At 66.8% G+C, this 1,231-nt stretch carries 3 protein-coding genes; all 3 read right to left on the reverse strand.

The window, feature by feature from the left end:
• Positions 1-503, reverse strand: a 503-nt coding sequence (locus CLG85_RS27090) for a sulfate ABC transporter substrate-binding protein (RefSeq protein ID WP_375796959.1), incomplete at its 3' end; no start/stop codon positions are given.
• A gap of 23 nt (positions 504-526) precedes the next feature.
• Complete coding sequence (locus CLG85_RS27095; RefSeq protein ID WP_095880661.1) at positions 527-736, reverse strand: hypothetical protein; 210 nt, start codon at positions 734-736, stop codon at positions 527-529.
• A 330-nt stretch (positions 737-1,066) separates the two neighbouring features.
• Positions 1,067-1,219, reverse strand: coding sequence for an Rrf2 family transcriptional regulator (locus CLG85_RS27970; protein WP_375796960.1), 153 nt, complete (start codon positions 1,217-1,219; stop codon positions 1,067-1,069).
• Positions 1,220-1,231 lie beyond the last annotated feature (12 nt).

Below are 1,231 nucleotides of genomic sequence, written 5' to 3' on the forward strand. Positions count from 1 at the left end.
AGGAAGTTCCAGCGCGCCCCGCCCGAGGTCTTGGGGTTGGGGGTGATCACCTGTACGTCGTCGCGGATCAGGTCGGCCCAGTCGGCGATGCCCTTGGGGTTCCCCTCGCGCACGAGGAAGACGATGGTCGAGGTATAGGGCGCGGAGTTGTGCGGCAGGCTGGCCTGCCAGCCCTTTGGCAGCACGTCCGAACGCGCGGCGATGGCGTCGATGTCCGAGGCCAGCGCCAGCGTCACCACCTGCGCCTCCAACCCGTCGATCACCGCGCGGGCCTGCGCACCGGAGCCGCCATGGCTTTGCTCGATGGTGACGGGCTCGTGGCCCTGCGCCTCCCACCACTCGGTGAAAAGCTCGTTGTAGGCGCGATAGAACTCGCGCGTGGGATCATATGAGACGTTGAGCAGCCGGGTCTCGGCGGCGGCGTGGCTCGGGCCCATGACGGCGCTGCTGGCCAGAAGCGCGGCGAGCAGGGGGGCGGGGGTGCGAAGGAAGGCAAGGGTCATGTCGTGTCTCTCTCTATGGGGTGTCAGGCGGGCAGCTGGCCGGGCCGGGTCACGCGGACGTGCCAATGAGCGGGGTTGCGGCCGCGCATGAGTTCGCGGGCGGCGTAGTCGGGATCGCTGGCGAGCACGGTCAGTTCGCGCCCGCCGATCAACAGCGGCAGGCCGGTGTCGCGGGCCACGACATGCAGCACGTGGACCCGCCCCGTGGGCCTGGTGTGAAGAGCGTTCGGCATTCAGGTCCTCCTTTCGGAAACGGGCGGGATCGCCCGCTGAAGACATGGGCAGGAACGCCCAATGACCTAAATATCCACCGGTTTAGTCGTGTTTTCGAGAGAAGAGGTTCAGCGTTCTGCGCCGGGCCGGGAGAAAATTATTCTCCTGCGACCGGCTCCTGCGACGAGCCGCTTTCCTGCAGCTCGTTCGGCTCGGCGCCGATTCCGAAGGTTTTCCCCGCTACCACAGGGTCTTTCAGCAGATCCTGCAGGGTCAGCGACTCGATCAGCAGCAGGTAGCTGTAGAAGACCTCGCCGAAGACCCGGCGCAGCTGGCAGCTCTGCTCGTCGTCACAGTCGTCGCAGCGGCGGTAGGCACGTCGCGAGAGGCAGGGCAGGGGGGGCGATGGGGCCGTCGATCTGCTGCAGCAGCTCGCCGAGGGAAATCTTCGAAGGCTCGCGGATCAGGAAATAGCCCCCCGCTCGACCGCGTTTCGCCCCCAGATAGCCCGACTT

The sequence above is a fragment of the Alloyangia mangrovi genome (assembly GCF_002300555.2).
GTDB classification, from domain to species: domain Bacteria; phylum Pseudomonadota; class Alphaproteobacteria; order Rhodobacterales; family Rhodobacteraceae; genus Salipiger; species Salipiger mangrovi.